Source organism: Janthinobacterium sp. SUN120, from assembly GCF_030397735.1.
Classification (GTDB): domain Bacteria; phylum Pseudomonadota; class Gammaproteobacteria; order Burkholderiales; family Burkholderiaceae_D; genus Janthinobacterium; species Janthinobacterium kumbetense.
In genome coordinates this window covers 748,888-773,776 of the sequence record NZ_JAPUBW010000001.1, presented here as the reverse complement: position 1 = coordinate 773,776, position 24,889 = coordinate 748,888, and the positions used below count along the sequence as shown (strand labels likewise).

At 61.1% G+C, this 24,889-nt stretch carries 30 protein-coding genes; 11 read left to right on the top strand and 19 right to left on the bottom strand.

Annotated elements, in window-relative coordinates; all coding sequences use genetic code 11:
- Nucleotides 1-37 precede the first annotated feature (37 nt).
- The 4 genes from O0879_RS03405 to O0879_RS03390 all read right to left on the bottom strand — a co-directional run bounded on the left by O0879_RS03405 (nt 38) and on the right by O0879_RS03390 (nt 3,497).
- Nucleotides 38-451 carry a hypothetical protein gene (locus tag O0879_RS03405; RefSeq protein ID WP_289914622.1) on the bottom strand — a complete coding sequence of 138 codons (414 nt, stop codon included), beginning with the start codon at nt 449-451 and terminating at the stop codon, nt 38-40.
- 280 nt (nt 452-731) lie between these two features.
- Nucleotides 732-2,498, bottom strand: coding sequence for a DUF262 domain-containing protein (locus tag O0879_RS03400; protein ID WP_289914621.1), 1,767 nt, complete (start codon nt 2,496-2,498; stop codon nt 732-734).
- A 164-nt stretch (nt 2,499-2,662) separates the two neighbouring features.
- Nucleotides 2,663-3,040: a hypothetical protein gene (locus O0879_RS03395; RefSeq protein ID WP_289914619.1), complete on the bottom strand. Its 378-nt coding sequence runs from the start codon at nt 3,038-3,040 to the stop codon at nt 2,663-2,665.
- Between the two features lie 115 nt (nt 3,041-3,155).
- Nucleotides 3,156-3,497, bottom strand: a complete 342-nt coding sequence (locus O0879_RS03390) for a DUF2004 domain-containing protein (protein ID WP_289914617.1) — start codon at nt 3,495-3,497, stop codon at nt 3,156-3,158.
- Between the two features lie 341 nt (nt 3,498-3,838).
- Between O0879_RS03390 and O0879_RS03385 the strand changes: the two genes are divergently transcribed.
- Entirely contained in the window at nt 3,839-4,717 is an 879-nt protein-coding gene (locus tag O0879_RS03385) for an EamA family transporter (protein ID WP_289897765.1), read from the top strand.
- Between the two features lie 167 nt (nt 4,718-4,884).
- Nucleotides 4,885-5,292 carry a cytochrome c family protein gene (locus O0879_RS03380; protein ID WP_289914615.1) on the top strand — a complete coding sequence of 136 codons (408 nt, stop codon included), beginning with the start codon at nt 4,885-4,887 and terminating at the stop codon, nt 5,290-5,292.
- Between the two features lie 183 nt (nt 5,293-5,475).
- Here O0879_RS03380 and O0879_RS03375 read toward each other — a convergent pair whose 3' ends face one another.
- Entirely contained in the window at nt 5,476-5,739 is a 264-nt protein-coding gene (locus O0879_RS03375; RefSeq protein ID WP_218965320.1) for a DUF378 domain-containing protein, read from the bottom strand.
- A 321-nt stretch (nt 5,740-6,060) separates the two neighbouring features.
- Between O0879_RS03375 and O0879_RS03370 the strand changes: the two genes are divergently transcribed.
- The gene (locus O0879_RS03370) at nt 6,061-7,449 is read left to right on the top strand and encodes a methyl-accepting chemotaxis protein (RefSeq protein WP_289914614.1); all 1,389 of its coding nucleotides are present in this window, start codon (nt 6,061-6,063) and stop codon (nt 7,447-7,449) included.
- A gap of 35 nt (nt 7,450-7,484) precedes the next feature.
- Here the strand turns inward: O0879_RS03370 and O0879_RS03365 are convergent, their stop codons facing one another.
- Genes O0879_RS03365 through O0879_RS03355 form a run of 3 tightly spaced genes read right to left on the bottom strand, consistent with a single transcriptional unit; the run spans nt 7,485 to nt 9,542 of the window.
- Nucleotides 7,485-8,009 carry a GNAT family N-acetyltransferase gene (locus O0879_RS03365; RefSeq protein WP_289914613.1) on the bottom strand — a complete coding sequence of 175 codons (525 nt, stop codon included), beginning with the start codon at nt 8,007-8,009 and terminating at the stop codon, nt 7,485-7,487.
- A 7-nt stretch (nt 8,010-8,016) separates the two neighbouring features.
- Nucleotides 8,017-8,589 carry a helix-turn-helix transcriptional regulator gene (locus tag O0879_RS03360; protein ID WP_289910135.1) on the bottom strand — a complete coding sequence of 191 codons (573 nt, stop codon included), beginning with the start codon at nt 8,587-8,589 and terminating at the stop codon, nt 8,017-8,019.
- 50 nt (nt 8,590-8,639) lie between these two features.
- Nucleotides 8,640-9,542, bottom strand: a complete 903-nt coding sequence (locus O0879_RS03355; RefSeq protein ID WP_289914612.1) for a LysR family transcriptional regulator — start codon at nt 9,540-9,542, stop codon at nt 8,640-8,642.
- A 105-nt stretch (nt 9,543-9,647) separates the two neighbouring features.
- On the opposite strand from O0879_RS03355, the gene O0879_RS03350 reads away from it, so the two are divergent.
- Together O0879_RS03350 and O0879_RS03345 are read left to right on the top strand one after the other, a co-directional pair.
- Nucleotides 9,648-10,730, top strand: coding sequence for a YeiH family protein (locus O0879_RS03350; protein WP_289914610.1), 1,083 nt, complete (start codon nt 9,648-9,650; stop codon nt 10,728-10,730).
- A 105-nt stretch (nt 10,731-10,835) separates the two neighbouring features.
- Nucleotides 10,836-11,477 carry a LysE family transporter gene (locus O0879_RS03345; RefSeq protein ID WP_099667826.1) on the top strand — a complete coding sequence of 214 codons (642 nt, stop codon included), beginning with the start codon at nt 10,836-10,838 and terminating at the stop codon, nt 11,475-11,477.
- On the opposite strand, the gene O0879_RS03340 is transcribed toward O0879_RS03345, so the two are convergent.
- The gene (locus O0879_RS03340) at nt 11,478-12,245 is read right to left on the bottom strand and encodes an alpha/beta hydrolase (RefSeq protein WP_289914609.1); all 768 of its coding nucleotides are present in this window, start codon (nt 12,243-12,245) and stop codon (nt 11,478-11,480) included. It abuts the gene before it with no gap.
- A gap of 85 nt (nt 12,246-12,330) precedes the next feature.
- On the opposite strand from O0879_RS03340, the gene O0879_RS03335 reads away from it, so the two are divergent.
- Nucleotides 12,331-13,089: a helix-turn-helix transcriptional regulator gene (locus O0879_RS03335; RefSeq protein WP_289914607.1), complete on the top strand. Its 759-nt coding sequence runs from the start codon at nt 12,331-12,333 to the stop codon at nt 13,087-13,089.
- On the opposite strand, the gene O0879_RS03330 is transcribed toward O0879_RS03335, so the two are convergent.
- The 10 genes from O0879_RS03330 to O0879_RS03285 all read right to left on the bottom strand — a co-directional run bounded on the left by O0879_RS03330 (nt 13,086) and on the right by O0879_RS03285 (nt 20,328).
- Entirely contained in the window at nt 13,086-13,727 is a 642-nt protein-coding gene (locus O0879_RS03330) for a CatA-like O-acetyltransferase (protein WP_289914605.1), read from the bottom strand. The two genes, O0879_RS03335 and O0879_RS03330, sit on opposite strands and share 4 nt — an antisense overlap.
- 98 nt (nt 13,728-13,825) lie before the next feature.
- Nucleotides 13,826-14,152 carry a hypothetical protein gene (locus O0879_RS03325; RefSeq protein WP_289914603.1) on the bottom strand — a complete coding sequence of 109 codons (327 nt, stop codon included), beginning with the start codon at nt 14,150-14,152 and terminating at the stop codon, nt 13,826-13,828.
- A gap of 79 nt (nt 14,153-14,231) precedes the next feature.
- Nucleotides 14,232-15,104, bottom strand: coding sequence for a hypothetical protein (locus O0879_RS03320; RefSeq protein ID WP_289914602.1), 873 nt, complete (start codon nt 15,102-15,104; stop codon nt 14,232-14,234).
- 140 nt (nt 15,105-15,244) lie between these two features.
- Nucleotides 15,245-15,640: a DUF5071 domain-containing protein gene (locus O0879_RS03315; RefSeq protein ID WP_289914600.1), complete on the bottom strand. Its 396-nt coding sequence runs from the start codon at nt 15,638-15,640 to the stop codon at nt 15,245-15,247.
- A 13-nt stretch (nt 15,641-15,653) separates the two neighbouring features.
- Nucleotides 15,654-16,874, bottom strand: a complete 1,221-nt coding sequence (locus tag O0879_RS03310) for an MFS transporter (RefSeq protein ID WP_289914598.1) — start codon at nt 16,872-16,874, stop codon at nt 15,654-15,656.
- 38 nt (nt 16,875-16,912) lie between these two features.
- Nucleotides 16,913-17,539: an energy transducer TonB gene (locus O0879_RS03305; RefSeq protein ID WP_289914596.1), complete on the bottom strand. Its 627-nt coding sequence runs from the start codon at nt 17,537-17,539 to the stop codon at nt 16,913-16,915.
- Nucleotides 17,540-17,681: 142 nt separating this feature from the next.
- Complete coding sequence (locus O0879_RS03300) at nt 17,682-17,978, bottom strand: pentapeptide MXKDX repeat protein (protein WP_289914595.1); 297 nt, start codon at nt 17,976-17,978, stop codon at nt 17,682-17,684.
- A gap of 166 nt (nt 17,979-18,144) precedes the next feature.
- Entirely contained in the window at nt 18,145-18,915 is a 771-nt protein-coding gene (locus O0879_RS03295) for a molybdopterin-dependent oxidoreductase (protein WP_289914593.1), read from the bottom strand.
- Between the two features lie 10 nt (nt 18,916-18,925).
- On the bottom strand, nt 18,926-19,522 hold the full coding sequence (locus tag O0879_RS03290) for a cytochrome b/b6 domain-containing protein (RefSeq protein WP_289914590.1): 597 nt from the start codon (nt 19,520-19,522) through the stop codon (nt 18,926-18,928).
- Nucleotides 19,522-20,328 carry a DUF1223 domain-containing protein gene (locus O0879_RS03285; RefSeq protein WP_289914589.1) on the bottom strand — a complete coding sequence of 269 codons (807 nt, stop codon included), beginning with the start codon at nt 20,326-20,328 and terminating at the stop codon, nt 19,522-19,524. Before O0879_RS03285 ends, O0879_RS03290 begins: the two co-directional genes overlap by 1 nt.
- Nucleotides 20,329-20,458: 130 nt before the next feature.
- Between O0879_RS03285 and O0879_RS03280 the strand changes: the two genes are divergently transcribed.
- From O0879_RS03280 to O0879_RS03260, 5 genes are all read left to right on the top strand, one after another.
- Entirely contained in the window at nt 20,459-21,043 is a 585-nt protein-coding gene (locus O0879_RS03280) for a sigma-70 family RNA polymerase sigma factor (protein WP_289914588.1), read from the top strand.
- Nucleotides 21,040-21,687 (top strand): DUF1109 domain-containing protein, encoded by a 648-nt coding sequence (locus tag O0879_RS03275; protein WP_289914587.1) that lies wholly within the window; start codon nt 21,040-21,042, stop codon nt 21,685-21,687. The genes O0879_RS03280 and O0879_RS03275 overlap by 4 nt, the downstream gene beginning before the upstream one ends.
- Before the next feature lie 118 nt (nt 21,688-21,805).
- Complete coding sequence (locus O0879_RS03270; RefSeq protein ID WP_289914586.1) at nt 21,806-23,317, top strand: DUF4331 domain-containing protein; 1,512 nt, start codon at nt 21,806-21,808, stop codon at nt 23,315-23,317.
- Between the two features lie 18 nt (nt 23,318-23,335).
- Nucleotides 23,336-23,584 (top strand): hypothetical protein, encoded by a 249-nt coding sequence (locus O0879_RS03265; protein ID WP_099667811.1) that lies wholly within the window; start codon nt 23,336-23,338, stop codon nt 23,582-23,584.
- Nucleotides 23,585-23,670: 86 nt separating this feature from the next.
- On the top strand, nt 23,671-24,882 hold the full coding sequence (locus tag O0879_RS03260; RefSeq protein ID WP_289914585.1) for a hypothetical protein: 1,212 nt from the start codon (nt 23,671-23,673) through the stop codon (nt 24,880-24,882).
- Nucleotides 24,883-24,889 lie beyond the last annotated feature (7 nt).

Genomic DNA, 24,889 nt, shown 5'->3' with positions numbered 1-24,889 from the left:
GGGGCGCATTCCAATCCCGCGGAGCCCCGCCCCGATACTATCTGCGCGGCATATCGATATGAAATGGCAGGCGCTTGCCCCACAAGTCCACCATGCCCGACACGGCTAGTCGATCCGCCGACAATTCAATGATGTTGACAGCCGACACGTCACCATATTCCATCATATAGATACCCGATTCCTCCGCCTCGGGATGCATATCCAGCATCCCGATCGCAAACGCTCCTCCCTGCCCTTCCGGTATGCGCAAGCCATGCAGCAAAAAAGCCGGCGGATACAGCGCCCACGACCATTCCGCATCCTCCGGCTCGGTCAAGCGCATAAACACCTCATCGTCGCCATGGATATCGATATTCAGCTCCAGCATGCCGCTGCCATGCGTTTCCAGACTAATGCTTGATTTCGCTACATCCACTTCGAAATTGGTGTCGCCGATACTAAAAACAGTCATTCAATACTTCTCCTGAGTTACAAGCAAATAGACGGCGCGATAAACAGCAAGAAATGCAGGATTTCCGTGTCTTCACCATATTAATTTAACTATTGTCAATGCGCACAGCAATGACATTAAACTTTACCATCTTTAATAATGCCAATGAATGCAAGAAAGAGGCGTTTATCCAAAAAAACAGATAAAACTTGTAATGTCCGCTTCCACCCCATAGCGGACATTAACTACGTCGGAAAACTAGAAGGCTGCCATAGGCCGCCCAGCCCCTTCACTTTAGCAATTAAAACAACGCGCTGACCGCTAGCAATTTTTTCCCGCTAGCCTCTACAGTTGAGGAATCTTCCCGAATGTAGGCACGTTCCCCTAAAAAAGATACTCCCTTTTGCGGTGGGATTCTCAATCGTATGACTGAAAGTCCTTTATAAGTAACAGCATCGATCTGGGACGAAACTTGATGTCGTAGAACTTCTGAAAGGTCCGATTGGGTGATCATCGCGCTTAAGCGCTTTACGTAGGTTTCTAATGAGATTCCCAATATTGGCAATTCACGATCTATGCCAACAACAAATCGATTACCGACCTTAATCGCTTCAACTTCATCTAACACTTTTACCCGCTTGGCATCGGCTTCCTTATCGGCCACCCCCAAGAATAGGAATCCGCTACTATCCGGTCCTACATTCGCAATTCCACAGATCGTCTGGAGCAATGTCAGTTCGAACTCTTTGTCTGCCCTGCGATCTGCACTCAAATTAACCAATCCCTGCTTGCATTCGTAACGCCCCGTCTCAATTTTTGATCGTCGCATTGCGTTTTCAAAGTCAAGTGCCAATCCGGCGCCGTGTCTCAACATTGGGGGATCTTTTCTTACGAAATACCGCTGTATTAGGCCTTTTGTCTTATCAATATTTTTTACCCGGTCTTCCGTTTTGGAATATTTAGCGGTACTAATCATCGCCTTTTGCAGGCCACCGATAGACTGCAAAATCTTCCCAGCCTCACAAGGAGTTTTTTCTTCGCCGATGACGAGATCATGAAACGCCATGAACAACGCGAAAAAGGAAGCCTTTATCGGATTGTTTGAACCTGGATTAATGGCAGTACGTAGCGCATTCACTGCGTTGCTGTACGTTTCTACGGTTTCTCGTAGCACTGATAAAGTAACCTTAACCTCTTCGTACAGCCGCTCTGAACCATACGCCGTGAGCTTTAGCTCAATGTCCAGATGCTCGGACGAATTGTCGTCGTATATGGCATCGAGAAGTTCTCTGCTCCGTGCTATCGGTCGGCCGTCCAGCAGCGATGCACAAATGTCAGCTAGAATTTCTTCATCTTCACTTTCTCGCAATTGCTTAGTCCAAAGAATTCCCTGTTTGCACCAGAATATCTCTTCGGCTTTCAATGTGTACCCCAATCCACGACGTGCCGTGTCAATACTAATATCTGGCATCTCGCTAAGCGGGAGAAGTTCCCTAGAGGCATCGCCGCGAATTTCGGAAGCGAGGCGTCGTATCAATGACGAGAATTCGTTGATCTTCCCCGCTTGACGCCGATCCTGCCAACTTAACTGTTGCCCACCAGAATTTATACGTCCGAAGACCTCAGTAACTTGAGCCTCGCTTACGGTAGGGAAAGTTGTAACCGCCAGCTGATAATCCAAATAATTAGCACACAACGCTGGCGTTAAATAATTGCCAAAATCTACCCGATTGAATTTCCCAGCTTCAGCTGTCTGTCGTGCACGCGCAAATTGATCAACATCAAAAAAATTATCGGCTACGCTAAACTCATTTTCAATAAACGCGACAATAGCATTCAAGCGCTGCATTCCATCGATAATCTCATAGAATAATCCGTGCGGCGACTGCACCTCGGCAAGTAGAACCAAAGGAATAGGATAGTCATTTAATATACTATCCACCAGCTTTTGTTTTTCTTCCAGAGTCCATACCAATTTACGTTGATATTTTCGGTTAACAACCAACTTATCTTCTCGGTACAGTCGATAAGCTTCTTGAATACTCATACCACGAGGAGCAATACTCATTATTCTCTTTTCTTTCAATTTTTTTCGAAGGATTGCAGTATCACTTGCAAGTCTCGAAGAATTGGTGCAGTAGCATACGTTTCGTGGTGCGCACCGAGCGTCCGCTACTGGCCGATTGCCGCTGTTGGTAGGTTCTGCTCCAGACCGGATCTTTGATATTTGACTTATCTAGACTGCCATTCCCCTGGGATCGGGACGGAGCGTCGCGCGATTGAATCTCTGCCGGTCTCGATGATCGCTAGCACATTTTGAACGGCTATCTCAAGTTCATCTTGGTTGCAAAAATACTCGGAAAGCTTACCGGCGACTATATATGAAGAACAGTTAAAACCATCTTCGATATCGTTGAACCAGATTACCCTGCCACCGATGACGGCCACAACCCAAAAGCCGCCGCCAACTGTGCCATAGGTTTGCTCGACCCACTTCTCAGGAGGAATTTTGATGGATTCCCACAGGCGGAGTACCTGAGGACTCATTCGGCCTTCCGCACTTATGATCTTATCCCATAATTCTGTCTCTGAAATCGGTTCCCAATCCATTATCTCTCCAATGACTGCTTCTGGCCGCTTTGCGACAGCCAACTACGTCTAAAGCAGACGCTCGTCGGAGCGCTAAAGCAAGTCCGAGTCGGTTGCAAGATTGGACATGCTGCGTTTAGCTTTCCATGGAAATTTCCTCGATGGCACCTGTTTCATCGAATCGGACGCTAAGTACGTAATTTGTAACCTTGCCAGGCAAAGTGAAATCGAACACATCAATGCCGTTCTCATCCTCGTCACCCCAGTGAGACTTCAATTCCAAGAGGCCAAGAACCTGTTCGGGTTCGGGGGACGTAGTGGCCAGATTCGACTGCCAATAGGTGGCGTCCAACTCTTCGAGATGGTGAGAGACGAATAGAATTCCACCGTATTCATCAGCTTCGGTACCGAACGCATCACGAATCGCGGCTAGCGCAGACATCTCACGCCGCTTAATTTCATCTAACTGTGGTTGCACTCGGTTCTCCTAAAAGGTGTCCAATTTTCACTGGGGATACAGTTTTGCCCTTCGTGGGTCGAATCTGACTGACCGCTACTGGCTGATTACCGACTCTTTTAGTCAAAATGCCGATTAGCATTAGTATCAGTCTTTAACGTGCTAATGGTAAAGGCTGTTCGATTAGGAGCGGCTACTTCTGACCATTCGTAAACGATTCCACAACTGTAGCGTATTTTGCAACATGATATCGAAAAAGTAGCCGCAATGCACCAGTCATGTCAGCAACTACCTCGTTAAATCTCCCCGGCTTACCAATCTGCCAGCGACTGCCAGCCTCAGGCATATTAAAATACCGTCCCATGACCTCCCCCGCCTCGACCTCTTCCCTCCCCGACAGCATCTTGCTCCCTTCCCTGGCCGTACTGGGAGGGCAGATTTCCGTCAATCTGGGGGCGGCGATTGCGAAGAATCTGTTTCCTGTCATTGGCGTGGAAGGGATTACGGCGTACCGGGTGGGGTTTTCGGCGCTGATACTGCTGGCCATCTTTCGGCCCTGGCGCTACCGGCTGACGCGCAAGGATGTGCTGAACTTGCTTGTCTACGGCTCCGTGCTGGGGCTGATGAACTTGCTGATTTACCGGGCGTTTGCGCTGATACCGATCGGTATCGCCGTCGCCATCGAGGTAACGGGGCCGCTGGCCGTGGCCATGCTGTCGTCGCGGCGGCCGCGCGATTTGCTGGCGGTGGCGTGCGCCGTGTTTGGCTTGTATTTACTGTTGCCGCTGCAAGGCAGTCCAGGCAGCCTGGACCCGGTCGGCGTGGCGTATGCGCTGGGGGCGGCGCTGTGCTGGGCGCTGTATATCATCTTCGGCAAGCGCGCCTCGACCTTGCAAGGTGGCCAAGCCGTGGCCTGGGGCATGACGGTGGCGGCCATGGTGACGGTGCCCATCGGCATCACCTATTCGGGCACGGCCCTGCTGGCGCCGTCGATTGCCTTGATGGGCCTGGCCATTGCCATGCTGTCCAGCGCCCTGCCGTACTCTCTGGAAATCTTTGCCTTGCGTCGCTTGCCGCAAGGGGTGTTCGGCATGTTCAGCAGCGCGGCGCCCGCCGTCAGCGCGCTGGCCGCCATGGCCGTGCTGGGAGAACTGCTGAGCCTGACCCAATGGCTGGCCATCGCCTGCATCGTGTTCGCGTCGGCCATGGCGGCGCTGGGTGCCCAAGGCGGCAAGCGCTAGCGGCATTCAGGCCATCCCGTATCGATTCCTGCACGCTTCCCTTCCTGCCGCCATTCCCGCAGCCATTCCTGCGCCGCCGGGCATCGCTGCGCCGCTGACGGACAGGTTTTGATGCCCGCCTGTAAAATACGTCATTGCTTGCCATATCGTGCACTTCCGCCTCAACGATGACCTATCCATTTCTTTTTCGCTGGTTTTCCCCTCTCGCCACCGCAGCCTTGCTGCTTGCGCCAGTCGCCGCCGCACAGGCGGCCGCTCCTGCCGCCCCCACGGGCAATGCCGAAGCGGGCAAGGCCGCCTTTCGCAAGTGCGCCTCTTGCCATCAGGTGGGACCATCGGCGCGCGGCGGCTTCGGCCCCAAGCTGACGGGCGTGATCGGCCGCAAGGCCGGTGCCACCACCGACTATAAATACTCGGCGGCCATGAAAAACGCGAATATCGTCTGGACCGAGCAAAACCTGGCCGGCTTCCTGAAAGCGCCGAGCGATTTCATTCCTGGCAATAACATGCGTTTCTGGGGCATCGGCAACGCCCAGCAAGTGGCCGATTTGCTGGCCTATCTGCGCACGCAGTAAGCGCATGCAATAAACATATGCAACGACGTCAGCGTCCAAGCTGGCTGTCCGCCAGCCTGCACGCAGGCAGGCACATGCACGCGCACAAGGCGGCATCAGGCCCGTGACACGTCAGATCAAATTCGGCGCTTGCAGCACGCCCTTGCGCTTCTTGTGCGCCGCCTCATGGTCGCGCAGACGACTCTAGGGCTTGGCCGGCAGCTTGCGCACGCACAGATAGATGGAATACAGCGCCGCCAGTCCCACCAGCACGTACACGCCGCGCGATGCCGTCGACATGGCGCCCAGGATGCGGGCCACGATATCGATATCGAACAAGCCCACCAGCGCCCAGTTCAAACCGCCCACGATCAGCAGGATCATCGAGATCCAGTCGACCACGTTCAGGCGCTTGGCCGACATTTCCTCATTTGCCGCACCGTCCGATCCTGCCTGGATATTCGCCATGTCAGCCTCCTGTGAATAAGAAGAAAGACCCGCCGTCGGGTCTGTGCAAGAAACAGTGTAGGCGCTGCACCGGCATGCGCCAGTCGGACGATACCGGGTATCGAGGTAGGACGCGTCTGTAATACGGCGAGTGATTTTATCTGGCAACAAATCATGCCGCTGTTGCTAAACAGGCAGTGACTAATTCCAATATGGAAATATTTATAGATTACTTAGTACCGCACTGCTACACTCATTTCACCCCAGCAACTTCAGGGGACAAGCGCCACGCCATGCCGCAGGCATGGGAGACGGCCACCATGGGACAACAGCTGAGGGGACATGAATATTTCAAACATACGTATCGGTGTGCGCCTGACCACAGGCTTTTTGCTCACTTCGCTTTTACTGGCCGTGGTAGTGGTCATCAGCACGTGGCAGTTGTCGACCGTGAGCGGGGAAATCGATAGCAGCGTGAACCAGCGCTATGCGCGCATCGCGCAATTGCAGGCCACGCGCAACAGTACGCAAGAACAAGCCGCCCTCCGTGAACTCGACCAGCAGATCGCCACGCAATCGGCGCAGATGCGCACGGCGGCCGAGGCGGCCATGGGCCGCGCGCGCGATACCAGCGTGCTGATCATTGCGCTGGGCCTGGTCGGCGGCATGTTGAGCCTGGCGACGGCCTGGTTCATCAGCAGCGGCATCGTGCGGCCCTTGCGGCATGCCGTCAAAGTGGCGCGCAAGGTGGCTGGCGGCGACTTGAGCGAACATATCCGCGTCGATTCCCGCGATGAAGTGGGGCAACTGCTGCAAGCCCTGAAAGACATGAATGCCAGCTTGATCACGATCGTGGGCGAGGTGCGCGGCGGCACGCACGACATCGCGGGCGCCTCGGGCGAAATCGCCGCCGGCAACCTGGACTTGTCGCAGCGCACGCAGGCGCAAGCCAGTTCGCTGGAACGCACGGCCGCCTCGATGGACGAGCTGACGGGCACCGTCAAGCAAAATGCCGATAACGCGCGGCAAGCCAATCAGCTGGCGCAATCGGCCGCCGCAGTGGCAGGCAAAGGGGGCACGGTGGTGGCGCAAGTGGTCGATACCATGAGCTCGATCAACGCTTCGTCGAAAAAGATCGTTGACATCATCGGCGTCATCGACGCCATCGCCTTCCAGACGAATATCCTGGCCTTGAACGCGGCCGTGGAAGCAGCGCGCGCCGGAGAACAGGGGCGCGGTTTTGCCGTCGTGGCCGCTGAAGTACGTACCCTGGCGCAACGCTCGGCCGGCGCGGCCAGGGAAATCAAACAACTGATCGGCGACTCCGTCGAGCGGGTCGACGCAGGCGCGCGCCTGGTCGATACGGCCGGCGCCACCATGCGCGAAATCGTGGCCAGCGTGCACCGCGTAACGGACATCATAGGCGAAATCAGCATGGCCAGCGGCGAGCAATTGTCCGGCATCGAACAAGTCAATGCCGCCATCGTGCAAATGGAACAGGTAACGCAACAAAACGCAGCCCTGGTGGAACAGGCATCGTCCGCGGCGGCCAGCATGCAGCAGCGCGCCACTCTACTGTCAGGCACGGTTGGCATCTTCAAGCTGAGCCGTGACCAAGTGTTAGCCCAAGCCGCACACGGCATCAGCCTGGTAGCCGCACAGACCACGCACGCTGTCACCGCGCCGGCAAACCTGTCTGCCGCAAGCGTTAGAGCGCGGCTGAAAGCCTGAGTTCCCCAGCTCATCGCCTCGCCGCGATAAATTCGCTATAGCTGCTTGTACATGACCGTGGTGGCGTCCAGCCGGTCACCGGCCGGCGCCAGCGCATAGCCGGGGATGCTGCCCGCCGCCACGTAGCCAAGCGACAAATACAACGGTTCGGCATGGTCGCTGCTGCGCGTGTCCAGGGTCAGCAAGCTGCGCGGCAAGAGGCGCGCCTGCTCTTCCAGCGCCTGCATCAGCTGGCGCGCGAGGCCGCGACGGCGAAAAGCGGGTGCGACCAGCAGCTTGCGCACTTCGGCCCGGTGCGCCTGGTTGGGATTGGTATCCCAGTCCAGCTGCACGGCGCCGGCCACCGCCCCTTCCACCTCGGCCACCAGCAGCAGGCGCACGCCGCGCGTGACGGCCGGCAAGACGTTATCCGTCCAAAACGCCTGGCTGGCTGCCGTGTCGAACGGCAGGATGAAGCCGATGCTGGCGCCGTCGTGCACGCATGCCTGCAGCAGCGCGCCCAGCTCCGGCAAGCGTTCGAGAATGTCGGCGGATGAAAAATGGCGCGGCGATGCGGGCATGACGACCTCAGACAAGAAAGAGAAAATAGCGGGCGCCGCTGTCTGGCGGCGTCATGAAGGCGCTGGCGCCGTGCAGCTGGTAACGCAAGCAATCGCCGGCCAGCAAGTCGTGCGAGCGGCCGTCGACGGTCACATTCAGCTTGCCTTCCTGCAGCAACAAATGATGTTCCATGCCGGGCCGGGGCGAGGCGGCATAGGCGATCGTCACGCCCGCGCCCAGCTCGCATTCGAGCGCTTCGCCGGCCAGCGCCCGCGCCGGGGGCGAGACGGAGCGGCGGATAAAACCGGTGTCCGGGTCCGTCCACACGCTTTGCTGGGCCCGCCGCAGCAGGGGCGGAAAATCGTCTTCCACCATGCGCAGCAGGCGCGACATGGCCAAGCCATACGCGGCGCACAGCTTGCCCAGCACGTTTGTAGTCGGGCTGACTTCGCCATTTTCCAGGCGCGATAAAGTCGCGCGGCTGACCTGGCTGGCACTGGCCAGCTGATCCAGCGACCAGCCCCGCTCCACGCGCAACTGTTTTAAACGGGCCGCCAGCCGCTGTTCCGTATCGTTCTCTGTGAGTGCTGAATTTTCCATATATGGGAATTTATCCCTCATATGAAAAACAGTCAAGCTGTTTGAGCGCGCTAGCCCGCCATGCGCGACGCGTGGCGGCACAATTCCAGGAAACCCGTCAAACGGGGCGAAAGGATCTTTTTGGACTGACGAATCAGGTAAAAGTTGCGCTCCAATGGCGGCAGCATGGTTTCCAGTTCCACCAATTGCCCGCTGGCCAGCAAATCGGCCACCACCACCCGCGACAGGCAGGCGATGCCCAGCCCGGCCGCTGCGCCATACTTGATCGCTTCCGAGTTGCTGAACTCGCCTGCGGCGCGCAGATAGTGCAGATACGGCACCAGCGCCTGTTCCACGGCTTCACGCGTACCCGAGCCCGCTTCACGCAGCAGCCAGCCCGCCTGGTTCAGCTCCGTAAAACTGAGCAGATGGCGCAGTTGCGCCAGCGGATGCGTGGGCGCGGCCACGATCAGCATCTGGTCCGTCAGCCACGGCTCCACCAGCAAGCCCGCTTCGTGGCACGGCCCTTCGATCAGGCCGATATCGACACGGAATTCCGCCACGGCGGCCGCGATGTCGGCCGTGTTGGCAATCGTCACTTGCGGGATGCTGCGGCCATACTGCTGCGCCGCCTGCGCCAGGATCTGCGGCAGCAGATAAATGCCGATGGTGGTGCTGGCGCCGATTTGCAGGCTGACGGGCACGGACGGGTCGGCGCCCGCGAACTGGCGCTCGATGCTGGCGGCCCCGTCGCGCATCTGCCGCGCCTGCGGCAACAGCAGGCGGCCATTGTCGTTGAGCAGCAATCGCTTGCCCACCCGGTCGAACAGTTGCGCGCCCAGCAAGGTTTCCAGTTCATTCAGGGCCGCGCTGGTGGCCGATTGCGACAGCGCAATGTGTTCGGCCGCCGCGCTGGTGCTGCCCGTGTCCGCCACGGCCAGGAAAATCTGTAGTTGCCGTAAGGTCAACGCCATTTTATTTACCTATTTTATCGGTTAAACATACAAAAACAATCCGTTTTACCATTTAATCGACAAACTGTACAGTCATGCCATACGCATAAAAACATGGAGTACGGCATGTCTTCCCTCTCAAGCACCAATACAACAAGTTTCAGCGACCGCTACGGCCGCCTGCTGCCGGGCCTGCTGCTCAGCGGCGTGATCGCCTGGGGCGCCATTGCGCTGGGCAAGCTGGAATGGATGCAAAGCCACGGCATGAGCGCGCTCACCCTGGCCATCATGCTCGGCATCGTGCTGGGCAACAGCGTGTATGGCCGCCTGGCGCCCACCTGCGGCGCGGGCGTGGCCTTTTCCAAGCAGACATTATTGCGACTCGGCATCATCCTCTACGGCTTCCGCCTGACCTTCCAGGATATCGGCCAGGTCGGCCTGGCCGGCATCGCCATCGACGCGCTGGTGCTGGCGTCCACGTTTGGCCTGGCCATGTTCCTCGGCACCAAGGTGTTCAAACTGGAACGCAACAGCGCCATCTTGATCGGCGCGGGCAGCTCCATCTGCGGCGCGGCGGCCGTGATGGCGACCGAGCCCGTCGTCAAGGGGCGCAGCGAGGATGTCACCGTGGCCGTCTCCACCGTTGTCGTGTTCGGCACCATCGCCATCTTCCTGTATCCCTTGCTATACCGGTGGAACCTGGGCTGGCAGGTGCTGGGCGCCACGCCCACCGCGTTCGGCGTGTACATCGGTTCGACCGTGCATGAGGTGGCGCAAGTGGTGGCGGCCGGCAAATCGATCGGGCAAGAGGCGGCGAATGCGGCCGTGATCGCCAAGATGGTGCGCGTGATGATGCTGGCGCCGTTTCTCGTCATCCTGTCGGCGGTCTTGGCGCGCAGCAAGGCCAGGAGCGGCAACGGCGGCCACGACAAGGCGGCCAAGCTGGCCATCCCCTGGTTCGCCTTCATCTTCATCGGCGTGGTCGCCTTCAATTCGCTCGGTCTGCTGCCAGCAAACATGGTGGCCACCATCACCGATATCGACACGGCCTTGCTCGCCATGGCCATGGCGGCCCTGGGCTTGACGACGCACATGTCGGCCATCCGCCGCGCCGGCATCAAGCCCCTGTTGCTGGCCGGCCTGCTGTTCTGCTGGCTGATCGCAGGTGGCGCCGCCATCAACCATGTGGTCGCCAGCCTGTTTGCATGACACTCGCCGCTGTCGGGCCGGGGTAGCCGACACGGGAGTCGAAAACTTCGTACAATAAGCGTGTTTTGACTCTCAATCCGGCTCCGGCCCCACCCAGGAACACCCATGCATCTCTCGAACTGGCTGCTTTTCTGCAGCGTCGCCCTGCTCGTCACGTTTTCTCCCGGCCCGGCCGTCCTGCTGGCCATCTCGAATGCCATCGCCGTCGGACCGCGCCGCGCCATGATCAGCAGCATGGGCAATGGTTTCGGCTTGTTCATCATTTCCGGCGTGGCCATGGCCGGCATGGGCGTCGTGCTGGCCACCTCGGCCACGGCCTTCATGCTGCTGAAACTGGCTGGCGCCCTGTACCTGGTGTTCCTGGGCATCAAGCAATGGCGCAGCAAGACCAGCGTCGTGGCCGATGCGCCCGTGGCACCCGGCGCGGCGAATCCCAACACGTTCTGGAAACTGTTTCGCCAGGGCTTGACGGTGGCGCTGACGAATCCGAAAGCCATCCTGTTCTTTTCGGCATTGTTTCCACAATTCATCACGCCGGGCGAACCGGTGGCCATCCAGTTCACCGTGCTGACGACCTCGTTTGTCGCCTGCGCCATGCTGGCCCACTTGTTCTACGCCAATCTGGCGCGCCTGCTGAAAACCCAGCTGGCCACGCCGGGCCGCGCCAAGCTGTTCAACCGCATCTGCGGCGGCGCCTTCGTCTTGCTGGGCCTGAGCCTGCTGCGCCTGCGCAGCAAGGCAGCGTAACTAGTCTTTTTCCGTCAAGAACGCCTCGATGCTGGCCGCCAGGGCCAGCGGCGTTTCATTCATCGGATAGTGTCCCGCATTGCCCAGCACCTCGAGCCGGGCTTGCGGGTACCACGCCAGATACGTGCGGCGCATCAGGGCCGCGTCAAAACGGGGGTCGTGCTCCCCCACCAGCGCCAGCAACGGCAGTGCCACGCGCGCCGCCTTGATTTCTTCACTGAAATCCGTCCCGCTCCACGCGAGGAAGTAGCGCGCAAACGCGGCCCGATCCGCACTCTCCCACGAATATTGCGCCTTCCAGTCCAGCCAGGCGGCAGGCAAGCGCCCGCCCGTGCTGCGGTCGATGATGGCGCGCCGCGCCTGCTGGTTGCCGCTGGCGTCGAGAAACAGTTGCCGCGCCGCCCCGTCGAACGCCAGGCCGCAGCTGGGCACGGGCGCCACGGCCACCAGTTTGCGCAAGCGCAAGGGCGCCAGCAAGGCCAGCCGTTCCAGCGCCATGCCGCCCATCGAGTGGCCCACCACGCTGAAGGTGGCAAAACCGAGCGCATCGGCCAAGGCCAGCGCGTCGCGGGCGACCTCTTCCATCGAATACTCACCCGCCGCGCCACGCATGCCGCCATAGCCGCGATTGTCCATGAAGACATAGCTGAAAGCGCCGCCGTCGAGACCCGCTTCCATCGGGGAAAAAGCGTGGGCGTCGCCAAACCAGCCGTGCAGGACGATGACGGCGTGCGGGCCATGGCCCACGCGATGATAGCTATTGTGCATGTTCACTCCTGAAAAGAGTGTGATGGTAAGCGGCCGGCAAGCGGCCCGCCTTCGATGGCAGGTCAAATACTGTAGAGTATGGGCCATGGATGATTTTTATACGGAAGTGCCCCGCCCCTTGATCGCCACGGCGCGCGACCATGCCGCCGATGCCGTCTTTCCCAGCCATAGCCATGCGCGCGGGCAATTCGCCTATGCGGCGCGCGGGGTCATCAGCGTGCACACACCGCAAGGCAACTGGCTGGTGCCGCCGCAGCGGGCTTGCTGGGTACCGGCCCGGCTTTCGCACGGCATGCGCATGCATGGCGCCGTGACCATGCACAACGTGTTTATCGACGCACCGGCCATCGCCGGGATGGGCTTGCCGCCCCACTGCCAGGTGCTGGACGCCTCGCCGCTGCTGCGCCAGCTGCTGGCCGAGGCCGTGACCGTGGATGCCTTGTATGCGGAAGCATCGCGCGCCGGACGACTGATGGCCTTGCTGCTCGACGAGATTGCCGCCGCCAGCCCCCTGCCCCTGAACGCGCCCTTGCCGCAGGAACCCCGGCTGGCACGCCTGTGCATGGACATGCTGCGGCAGCCGAGCCTGGACAGCAGCCTGGATGCGATGGCGGCGCAGGCCGGCATGAGCCGGCGCACCTTTACGCGGCAATTCCGCGCCCAGACGGGGCTGGCCTTTGCCCAATGGCGCCAGCAAGCGTGCCTGCTGGCGGCCATCACGCGGCTGGCGGACGGGCAAGCCGTCACCCGTGTCGCGCTCGACCTCGGCTATGCCAGCCCCAGCGCCTTCACGGCCGCCTTCCGCCGCGTGCTGGGCCAGGCACCCAGCGATTATTTAGCCTAGGAAATGATGGCGGCGATGCGCTGCGACAATGCCTGCGCCAGTTTCTGCACATGGTAGCCATCGACAAAGCCATGGTGGGCTTGCGCGGAAAACGGCACCCGCATGCGGCCATCCTCTTGCGCGGGGCCAAACTTGCCCCAGGTAAAGGTCGGGATATCGGCATCGCGGTGGCGGTGGATCGGGTGTTCGATGGCCGCCAGCTCCAGCCACGGCAGGCAAGTGATGAAGATATTGTTGCGCTGCTCGCGCTCGGTTTCCCCCTCGCCCGTATTGATCAGCGCGGAGCTGGCTTCCGCGAAGCGCTTGGCTGCCAGGCTGCGTTCGATGAACAGGTCGAGCTGGTCCGTCATCGTGAAACGCGTGTAATTGAGGTTCTCGTCGCCATTGATGACGGTATAGGAAGCGGGAAAATCATCGATCCTGATCACCTCGCCCTGGTAGATGCGGTACATGAACTGATCGATATCCCTGACCGTATTGAGCAGGCAAAACAGGAAAAAGTGAAACACGGGGATTTCCCGTTCCTTGCACCAGGGCCGGAAGTCCGGCACGTCGAGCTGGAAGTTGATGTTGACGAGGGGATTATCAAACGCCCGGAACAAGTCATAGCGGTCGCGCCGCTTTTCAAAATTTTTCATGCGGCGAGTGTAGACGATGGGGGGACTGGCGGGCAAGTCATGCCGTATCGGCTTGCCAATAACTTATCAATGCGACATGGAGCACCAATCGCTCCCTGTTATTCCTCACTGCGGCTTGACTGCCTGGCGCGCAAATCAAGAAAAACATGCCCCAGGATTTTTCTGCCGTGTATATCGACGATCACAGTCAGATAAGTGTCATCGTGGGGAACGGGAATGCCGATATGCTGAAACTTTCCATCTGACGACTCATAAATATGCGCGACCTGCCAATTCCAGTCCGCGGCGTCGCCAAAGTCACTCCCGATGACCAGATCGGCATATGCCCAAAGATCGACGACTTCCCTGGCGGTCTCGGTCACCTTCAACATGGGTGCATGGAAGGTTTTTTGATATTCGTCATTCGACAGTAAATGTGTTTTCATTTTTTATCTGTATTTGGCCGCCGACCGGGATAAGCCGGTCGCAAGCCTCCCCGTATCGGGAGGCTTATTTCCGCCGGAATTACGACGCTTGATTAATCTCGTCGTCTATCATATTGGCGAACAGGTCGAAACTCAGGATACCCGTGCCGATGCATGAAAATACGGTCGTACCCGCCGCATCCTTGATCGTCAATCTCTCGGTCCAGTCATTCTGATTCATGCACTTGAGGCTGGCGCCAGGCCAAGTGACGCCGTCCACATGCAAGCCCTGCGCCGACAAGGCCAGTTCCTGTGTCTTGACATTCAGGAAATTGCCGAAGAAGCGTTTCTTGTATACCTCGCCGCTGCTGATGTAGCGGAAAGTCACGCGCTCGCCGTCCGCCAGCTGTTGCTTCAAGACGGGCATGCGGTAATCCAGGTAACGGGAGCGAAATTCGTCCATGAACTCGTCAAAGCGCTTGAGTTCCCCGGTAGCCCATATCCAGGGCTGGTCGGCGCCCGTGCGGTAGGCAAAGTTATTGATCATGCCGGTCATGGCGGTGGAGCCGCCGGCAAACAGATACAGGTCCTCGATATCGGCAAAGGCGGCATAGCTGCGAATGCCGTTCAATTCATGCACCACACCGTCTTCATGCAATTCAAAACGGCTTTTCCGCCGCTTGAGCATTATCGCGCGCATGACCAGTACCAGCACGGCGAGCAGCAATAGAAAAGCCGCCGTGCCGTACAGAATAGTCAAATTGCTGTGCGTGCCCAGCTTGGCGCCATTACGCAAGGTCATGGCCTGCGTATCGGTCAGTGTTTTCTGAGGGATGGTCGTGCTCAGGTACAAGACAAAACCTGCCACTGCCGCCAGGATCGCCGCAAATACCGCAAACAGCCTAGGCACCGTCTTGCCATGAAAATACACGGCGAGTGCTTTATTGGTTTGCGGGATACTAAAATTGCCCATGTAATCTTCCTGTTAAATGATAGGGAGGGTTTTACAACCCGGAGGTCGAAATATATTCGGCCCGGATTGTCTCCTATCTATTACAGGAATGGCCACACGCACGCACATTCAATACTGATTTCTTACAGTAATGCCCCTGATTACTGGCCGGCCACAGTTATTATCTGGCATTGCAGAATTTCCCGGGCCACCTCGGCCACGCCTTCTTCCCGTTCTCCCATTGTCGGTGCATGGGCGAAGCGTTGCAATTCCCCGTCCAATTCGAATGCCAGCTCCCGTGAATAACGCACGATGCCCTGCAATACAAAATACTTCCATTGTTCGTCATTACCGGCCAGCACCGTTTTTATATAGGGGGCAAGGCGCGGCCCGATGCCGGCCAGATACGGCAGGAGCACGGCGGCCACCGGCCAATTGACATCCTGCACCCATTCCAGGATCTGCGGCATGGCTGGACGGACTTCCTCCCAGCTCAAGGCGATCAGGGCTTGCGCGTTGCGCGTATCGTGTTTATCGCGCGGCAATGGCAGGCTCATGCGAAGCGTCCCCTCATGCGGTGCCGCCATGCGCCAGGCCCCGCTGCACCTTCCACGCCAGCGGCAAGGTCAGCAGCAATACGGCCGCCAGCGCCAGCAGGGCCGTGTGCACGCTCGTCTGGTCGCCCAGCGCGCCGAACAGCACGGGGGACAGCGCCCCGCCGCCGATGCTGCCCGTGTAGAACAGGGCGAACGCATGCTCGCGCTTGCCGGGTTCGGCCAGTTCCGGCACCACGCCATACAGCACGGATGAAGTGCCATTGAGCGCCAGTCCCAGCAAGGGCAGCATGGCCATGACGCCGGCCAGCGGCAGCCACAGGGCCAGCACGATCAGCAGCGAGGTCATCGATTCCGTCAGCCACACGGTCTTCATCATGCCGATGCGCGCGCCCAGGTAGCCGCACAGCAACTTGCCGAAGGCGCCGCCCACGAACAGCAGCGACAGCGCCACGCCGATGCCGGCCGTGCCCGCGCCCTTGCTTTTCAGCAAGAATGGCAAAAAGGTGAGAAAACCCATGCGCACGGCGCTGTCCAGGGTGCCCGTGGCCAGCAAGGCGCGAAAGCTCGCCTTCGAGCCGCTGCCGGCGATGGTCTTGCCCGCCTTCTTCGCGCCCGCCTGCAGCTCGCCCGGTTTCGGCAGCAGCCACCACAGCAAGCCGGCCGCCGCCAGGCCCAGCAAGCCCAGCAAGGAGACGCTGGCTTGCCAGCTGCACACCAATAACAGCAAGCCCACCAGCGCGGGAATCAGGGTCTTGCCGATATCGCCGGCAAAGTTGTAGTGCGACAGCGCCTCCTTCACGCCGCCACCCGCCTCGTGCGTGTCGGTGACGATGGAAGACGCCAGCGGATGCTGCGTGCTGGCGCCCAGGCCGCCCAGCAGCAAGGCGATCAGCAAGACGGCCAGGCCGCCCGCCTGCCCCGCGATCAGGTAGGCGACGCCGGCCAGCGCCGTGCCGCCCACCAGCATGCGTTCGCGCCCCCAGCGCCTGGCCATGCGGCTGGCCAGCAGCTGGAATCCGGCCATCATGCCCGAGTAGGAACCGCGCAACAGGCCCACCATGGCGTAACTGATGGCAAACTGCGCCTGCCAGATGGGCAGGAGCACATAGATCACGTCCGTCAAGCCGTCATGCACGGCATGCGCGCTGCAGGCAGCGAACAGCGAGCGGCGGCGGATCGATTTGTCGGAGGGGGACGATACAGTGGCAACAGCGGCGGCGGATGGTTCAGTCATGACTTCGGCAGGAAAACGATGTGGACAGTGCAAGCTTACTACAGGGGCTGGCGGCGCAGCAGCACCTTGCCATACGTGCTCCAGCTACGCGTGCCGCCAACTCCAGGATCGATGGCAAAACGACAACCCTGCACGTAGGTAACCGCCGCCTCGACCAGTTCCGCTGGCAGGCCCGGCGCTTCGGCCACGATGCGTGCAGGGGCACCTTCGCTGCCGATAAACATGCGCAGCACGACGCCGCTGTCATTGCTGGCCGATTTGTCGAGGTTGTTATAGCCCTGGACGCGCTGGGAAGGCTGGCAGCTGCCCGGTACCAGCAAGGGACGCAAGAGCTCGGTATCGTCCAGGTCCCATACATATTGAACACTAAAATTTTCCTTGGCCGCTCTATCAGCAGGGAATACGCACTGCCGCACATTGCTCAGCGCCGCATCGTCCAACACTTTCCACCCCGAACTGCGTGCCACGGATGCCGTTGCCACCTTGCCATCCTGCTCTACGGAAAAGCGCACGCTCGTCTTACCTTCCAGTTCATACAGGCGCGCCTCGCGCGGATACACTTGCGGCGGACAGGTCGCGCCCGGCATCGCCTGGCCAAGCCCGGGCAGGATGGCCAGCACCGCTGCCGCACAGCGTAATGGGAAGCTTGCTTCATGCATCGGCATCGTTACTCCAGCAATTGCTATTAAATAAGTTTTCAATTTTAGCAAATTGCCATGAACACCAGCAAGCCGCTGGCCAAACGACGGCAGGCGCGCCACCCGGCGAGGATGGTGCGCCTGCCCATGCAAAACCTTGCTTGCCCGCTTACTTGGCCATTGCATCCTTAGCCATGCCATCCTTTTTCATCTCATCCTTTTTCATGCCGTCTTTTGCCATGGCATCTTTCGCCATGCCATCCTTGGCCATGTGCTCCTTCTTCATGTGTTTCTTCGCCATCGGCTTGTGCATGCCATCCTTGCCCATGGCGTCCTTGTGCATGGCGTCGGCCGAGGCGTCCTTGGCCATGGCGTCTTTCTTCATGGCGTCCTGGGCAAACGCGGCGCCCGACATGAGGATGGCGGAAGCGAGGATGGCTGCGAAGGTGGTGATCGTGGTTTTCATGATAAGTCCTTGTCTCTGGGTTAGTTGGGCAAATGCCCGGTGTGAAAGCGACTGCGGTGCTACGGGTGCTGCTTGCTGATAAATAATAGGAAGGCCGGGAGGTGGTCAGGGCCAGGCGCATTGCCGCAGGCAGTACGATTACGCACTGGCCGCCTCTCCGGCCCTCCTAGGAACCGCCGAACCAGTTGTAGCCCTGATTCTCCCAATACCCTCCCGGGTAGGTGTTCGTGACGAAAATGGCCTGGATGTGCTTGGGATTCTTGTAGCCCAGCTTGGTCGGCATGCGCAATTTCATCGGGTAGCCGTACTTGGGCGGCAATTCCTGGCCGTCGTAGGTCAGGGCCATGATGGTTTGCGGATGCAGGGCCGTGGCCATGTCGATGCTGGTGAAATAATCGTCGGCGCACTTGAAGCCGATGTATTTCGCCGTCGTGTCGGCGCCGACCCGCTTCAGGAAGTGGGAAAACGGCACGCCGCCCCACTTGCCGATGGCGCTCCAGCCTTCCACGCAGATGTGGCGCGTGATCTGGGTTTCCTGCGGCAAGGCGCGCAATTGCGGCAAGCTCCACGGCTTCCTGTCGGCGATCAAGCCGCTCAATTCCAGGCGCCAGGCGTCGCCATCGACTTCTTCCACCTCGTCTTCGCCGTAATACGCGTTGAAGGGGAACGGCCGCGTGATCATGGAGTCCGGGTAGGTCGGCGCCAGTTTGGTCGGGTCGAACAGCCAGCCCTGTACCCTGTCGTTGAAGCGCGACACGGCCGCCAGCGCCGTCTCGATGCCGGACGGGTCGCTGACGTTGCAACCAGTCAACAAGGACAAGCCGCCCAAGGTCAGGCTGCGCTGCAGGAACAAACGGCGCGACGGCTGCTTGATCTGGCGCAAGGCGTCGTCCAGCATGGCCTGGCCCTGCCTTGGCACGAGGATGGTTTTTTTCATGATCGTCTCCTTAGCGGCCGCGCAGCATGGCGACCAGGGTGCGCGGCACCAGCGCCACCATCAGCAAGTGCACGCCGACAAAGCCCGTCAGCAGCGCCATGGCGATGAAGTGGACCCTGCGCGAGCTCTCGTAGCCGCCGATGAGCTCGCGCAGCAGGGGGAATTGCACGGACTTCCACAGCACCAGGCCGGACAGCACCAGCACGATGCAGTCGAGCATCACGAACAGGTAGGCGGCGCGCTGCACCATGTTGTAGCGGCGCGGATCCGCGTGGGCCAGCTTGCCCTTCAGCGCGGCGATAAAATCGGCCAGCAACAGGCGCGGCGTCAGGGGAAAGAACTGGCGCCGCAGCCGTCCCGAGACGATATTGATAATCAGATACAGCAAGCCATTGGCCACCAGCAGCCACATGGCGGCGAAATGCCATTGCAGGGCGCCGCCCAGCCAGCCGCCCAGGGTCAGCGCGCGCGGCAGCTCGAAGGGGAAAAATGGCGCCGCGTTATAGATGCGCCAGCCGCTGGTGGCCAGCACCACGACGGCCACGGCATTGAGCCAGTGCGTCAGGCGCAGCCAGGCGGGGTGGATCACGTTCGCTTGTCCGTTCATCACATCACTCCCTTCGCGCAGGATGCCGTGCTGACGGCTTGCAGAATGGCGCTGCTGTCGGGCCGCTGCACGAAGGTGACCACTTGCAGCTGCTCCGGCCGCCAGCTGGCGGGCAAGTTGACTTCGCGGCGCAGCCGGGCGTGGCCTTGCGCCAGCGCAACGGGTCCCAGCCACAGGCGCACGGCCGCATCGTGATGCAGGGTGGCGCCGCGGTTTTCGCCGCGCAGCACTTTCGAGACGATGGCGCTTTCGCTGATGGCCACGTACAGCTGGCCGCCCGTCTGCCCATCCGGCGCGCTGGCATTGGCTTCCAGCAATAATTTTCCATCGGGCCCCGGCGTGGCGGACAGGCTGATATTGACGGGCGCGGCGGTCGCGTTGATGCGGCGGATGGCGGCCGGCAGTTGCGTATCCCAGCCGCGCAATTCCGTGCCGCCCACAAAGAATTGGGGCGTGTACGCCACGTGACGGGGCTGGTGGCGCAGCAATTCGGCCTGGCGCGCATCGAATTGCGCCTGCGCCAGCGGGTCCGTCCAGCCGATCTGGTCCCAGTACGTGACGTGCAGGGCCAGCGGCACGACCAGGCTGGCCGCCCCCGCTTCCTTGCGCAAGGCGCTCAGGCGCTGGTCGGCGGGCGGGCAGCTGGAGCAGCCTTCGCTGCTGTACAGCTCCACCAGCGCCGCCGTCTGCGGCCCGCTTTGCACGGCGCAGCGCTGGCCGGCCGCCAGCTGCGCGTACGCGGGTGCCGTCGCGGCCCACAGGCAGAGCGGAACGAGGCTGGCGGCAAGGCGGTGCTTGATATGCATGATGACTACCCGTTATAGTGAATGAAGAAGCGTGCTTGCCTGTCAATTCGCCGCAATGGCCGGATTGGTTACAGCCGCCGGCAAAATTAGTGATATTTATTTTTTTCAACGCCTGTCACCAAAGGCCTGCATGCAACGAATACCTGTAAGCGAGCACCTGCATGGCACGGAATTGCGGCTGCATGGCTTGATGCTGCGCGGGCTCGACGGCGATGCGGCGGCGTATCGCAGTTTCTTGCAGGCCAGCAGCAGCCATTTGCGCGCATTCCTGCGGCGCCGCCTGCAGCGCTGGCCGGACGAGGTGGAAGACCTGGTGCAGGAGTGCCTGCTGGCCATCCACAACCAGCGGCTGACGTATGACACGGGCGTGCCGCTGACGTCGTGGATCCATGCGATCGCCCGCTATAAATTGATCGACTGGCTGCGCCGGCATGGACGGCGCGAAGCGCAGCACTTGCCGTACGACGAAGAAGATAGCGCGCAGGAACTGTTTTCCAGCGCCGATGCCGAGGCGGCCGAAGCCAGCCGCGACCTGGGCAAATTGCTGGCCAGCTTGCCGGCGCAGCAGCGCGACGCCATCGTGCATACCAAGCTCGACGGCTGGTCCGTGCGCGACACGGCGGCGGCCATGCAGATTTCGGAAGCCAGCGTCAAAGTGGCCGTGCATCGCGGCTTGAAGGCACTGGCAGCCAACTTGAGGATAAGGACACCATGAAAACCGATGACTTGATCGCCATGCTGGCCAGCGGCCCCGACGTGGCCGCCGCCCCGCCCCCGGGCACCCGCTGGCGCGCCGCAGGCACTTTGACCGCCGGCGTACTGGGCAGCGTGGCGCTGATGGCCATATTGCTGGGCGTGCGGCCCAACCTGGAACAGCTGGCCCGGCTGCCCGACTTCTGGATCAAGGTGGGCTTTGTCGCCTGCCTCTGCCTGGCGGCCTGGCAAGCCAGCCGCCGCCTGTGCATGCCCGGTGCGCCGACGCGCGCCCTGCCCCTGCTGCTCGCCCTGCCCCTGCTGCTGATGTGGGCGCTGGGCGCCCTCATCCTGCAGGAAGCCCCGCCCGGGCAACGCGCCGAGCTGTTCTGGGGCGCCACCTGGCGCAGCTGCCCTTTGCTGATCGCCACCCTTTCCCTGCCCATCCTGGCCGCCGTGCTGCGCCTGATGCGCCAACTGGCCCCCACGCGCCTGCGCTTGGCGGGCGCGGCCGCCGGCTTCGCGGCCGGCGCCATGGCGGCGCTCGTCTACTGCCTGCATTGCCCCGAGCTGGCGGCCAGCTTCGTCGGTTTCTGGTACGTGCTGGGCATGCTGGTGCCGACCGCCCTCGGCGCGGCCCTTGGCCCCAAGGTGCTGGCCTGGTAAGCCAATGACCTCCTTTTCAAGGCAGTGAATCCGTTTTCGTTCCCCGTGCGTATAAGTCAGGCAGCCTGCAGTTTCTTGGACTTGTCTGTCAACGCTAACAAAAATCGGGAGAATCGAAATGTCCTTGTCACACTCGAAAACCGCGCTGGGCGCCGCCCTCATGGGCAACCTGCTCGCCGTATCCTTCACGTTGGCCATCGCGCCAGCGGCCCACGCTTCCAGCCACCGCGAAGCGCCATTCATCACGCAAAACCCCAAGGTCGACGCCACCGACTTCTATATGTTCCGCAGCTATGAAGCGGGCCGCGGCGCCTACACCACCCTGGTGGCCGACTACATTCCCCTGCAGGATGCCTACGGCGGCCCGAATTACTTCGCCATGGACCCCAACGCCCTGTACGAAATCCATATCGACAACAATGGCGACGGCAAGGAAGACCTCACCTTCCAGTTCCGCTTCACCAACACCATCAAGGATGGCCAGTTCACCGTGGGCGGCAAGAAAGTCTCGATTCCGCTCGTCATCAACGGCGGCGCCATCGATTCCGTCAATCCGGCCGGCCTGAACGTGCGCGAAACGTACAGCGTCACCGTGGTGCGGGGCGACCGCCGCACAGGCACCAGGAGCGCCGTCACCAACGCCAGCGGCGGCGGCACGACCTTCGACAAGCCCGTCGACAATATCGGCAACAAGGCCATCCCCAACTACGCCGCGTATGCTGCGCAACATGTGTATGCCGTCAATATTCCCGGCTGCGCCACGCCAGCGCGCATGTTCGTCGGCCAGCGCAAGGACCCGTTCGTCGTGAACCTGGGCGAAACGTTCGACTTGATCAATATCAAGGCGCCCGCCACGGAATTCGCCGCGAATGCGGAGTCGGCCGCCAAGGATGACCTGGCGCGGAAAAATGTCACGGCCATCGAGATGGAAGTGCCGACCGCCTGCCTGACGGCTGGCAGCGACCCCGTCATCGGCGGCTGGACCACGGCCAGCCTGCGCCAGGGACGCTTGCTGAACCCGGCGCCGGGCACGGCCACCACGGCCTCGAAGGAAGGCGGCGCATGGGTGCAAGTGTCGCGCCTGGGCATGCCGCTGGTGAATGAACTGGTCATCGGCCTGAAGGACAAGGACCGCTTCAACGCCAGCAAACCCTCAGGCGATGCGCAGTTTGCCGACTACGTCACCAACCCCACGGCGCCGGCCCTGGTGGAAGTGCTGTTCGGCTCGGCAGGCGCCAAGGCGCCCACCAACTTCCCCCGCAACGACCTGGTGGCCACTTTCCTGACGGGCATCAAGGGCGTGAACCAGCCAGCGACGGTCGTCGCCTCTGAAATGTTGCGCCTGAACACCTCGATCGCCCCCACCGCAGTCGGCGCGCAAAAGCGCCTGGGCGTGATCGATGGCGATAACGCGGGCTTCCCGAACGGCCGCCGCCCCGGCGACGACGTGGTCGACGTGGTGCTGCGCGTGGCCATGGGCAAGCTGTGCACCCTGAACATCGGCTGCGCCCCGGCCGATGCCCCGGCCGGCGGCCTGCACTTCACGGATGGCGCCTTCCTCGATGAAACCTACTTCACGGCAGGCTTTCCCTACCTGAAAAACCCCATCGCCGGTTCGCCGCAACTGTAAGCCTACGAGGAGAATACGATGAAAAAGCTCCATGCATGCGGCGCCCTGGCGCTCACCACCCTGCTGGCCGGCTGCGGTGGCGGCGGCAGCAGCCACGGCGGCGATAACGGCGACGGCGGCGTCACCCCTCCGCCCGTGGTCTTGCTCGACGCCTTCTATGTGGCCGTCAGCAACGTCATCCTGACCACCAGCGATGACAAGGACGGCGTCGCCATCGACGCCATCATGGCGACCTCTCCGGAAAATACGGAGCCGGTACCGCTGTAACGCGCGGTCACCGAGTGCGGGCGCCGGAGACAGCGTTCTCCGGCGCCCGCCCTTGCCGCCCTACTCCACCGTCGATGGCGTCCACGATGAAAACACCGATTTCCCTGCTGTGCGCCTGCCTGCCCGCACTGGCGCTGGCCGCGCCCTACACGCCGAAAGACGGCAGTGCCGTCATCGAGCAATTGCCGCGCCGCGCCGACGCCACGCAGCTGGCCTTGCGCGGCCTGCGCCAGCAACTGAATGACACGCCGCAAGACCTTGCCCTGGCCACCAGCCTGGCCCAGCGCTACATTGCCCTGGCGCGCAGCGAAACGGACCCGCGCTACCTGGGTTACGCGCAGGCGGCGCTGGCGCCATGGTGGCGGCAAGCTGCGCCACCCGTCCCCGTGCGCCTGCTGCGCGCCACCATTTTGCAAAGCACCCACCATTTCGGTCCGGCCCTGCAAGACCTCGACGCCGTCATCGCCCAGCAGCCGCAAAACGGCCAGGCCTGGCTGACGCGCGCCACCGTGCTCACCGTGCAGGGCGACTACGCCCAGGCGACAGCCAGCTGCGCCCGGCTGTCGGCCTTGACGACGCAGCTCGTCACCGTCACCTGCCTTGCCAGTATCGCCAGCGTCACGGGCCGCGCCGCCAGCAGCGAGCGCTTGCTGGACCTGACCCTGCAACGCAGCGCCGGCGCGGCGCCGGAGCTCGACAGCTGGGCCGCAACCCTACTGGCGGAAATGGCCACGCGGCGCGGAGAGGCGGCGCTGGCCGAGGCGCGCTACACGACGGCGCTGGCGCGGCAGCCGCGCGACAGCTATCTGCTGGGCGCCTACGCGGATTTCCTGCTCGACCGGCAGCGCCCGCAGGAAGTCGTCAAATTGCTGAAAGAGCAGCAACGCATCGACGCCCTGCTGCTGCGCTACGCGCTGGCCCTGCAGGCGCTGCCCGGCCAGCAGACGGCCTTCCAGGCGGCGAAAGCGGAACTGGCGGCCCGTTTCAATGCCGCCATGCAGCGCGGCGACACCGTGCACCAGCGGGAACAGGCCCGTTTCGCCCTGTTTTTGCAACAGGATGTGCCGGCCGCCCTGCAACTGGCGCAGAAAAACTGGGCCATCCAGAAGGAAGTGCCCGACATGCGCATCTTGCTGGAAGCATCCGTGGCCGCGCGCAACTACGCGGCGGCGCAACCGGTGCTGGCCTGGATCACGGCGCATGGCGTGGAAGACGTGGCCCTGCAGCGGCTCGTCAGGCAGCTGGGGCCGCAGGATGGGCAAAAACTTAGTGCCGCAAAGAAAGCAGGTGCGCTGTGAACGCCCG